Origin of the sequence: Paenibacillus sp. EKM10P (assembly GCF_011800655.1) — a bacterium.
Lineage (GTDB): Bacteria > Bacillota > Bacilli > Paenibacillales > Paenibacillaceae > Paenibacillus > Paenibacillus polymyxa.
Window position 1 is genome coordinate 1 of the sequence record NZ_JAALET010000083.1, and the last position, 422, is coordinate 422.

Sequence of the window (422 nt, forward strand, 5' to 3'; positions counted from 1 at the left end):
GAACGGTTTGGCGCAGATATCCGTATCATCAACAGCTATGGCGTCACGGAAGCGGCGATTGACTCCAGCTTCTACGACGAAGAGCTGTCAAAGCTGCCAAGCAGCGGGAATGTGCCGATTGGTCAGGCATGGCTGAACGCCCGTTTCTACATCGTAGACAGCCAACTGAATCCAGTGCCGATCGGCGTACTGGGTGAGCTATGCATTGGCGGTGCCGGGGTCGCACGGGGATACCTGAACCGTGCGGACCTGACAGCCGAGAAATTCATAGCGAATCCGTACGTGCCGGGTGAACGACTGTATCGCACCGGCGACTTGGCGCGGTGGATGCCAGATGGCAATGTAGACTTTATCGGCCGGATGGACTATCAGGTCAAAATCCGGGGCTACCGGATTGAACTAGGCGAGATTGAAACGGCGAT

The 422-nt window shown here is 56.6% G+C and carries 1 protein-coding gene; it reads left to right on the top strand.

Annotated elements, in window-relative coordinates:
• A partial coding sequence (locus HFE01_RS26505) for an AMP-binding protein (RefSeq protein ID WP_167442913.1) occupies positions 1–422 on the top strand: 422 nt, incomplete at both ends.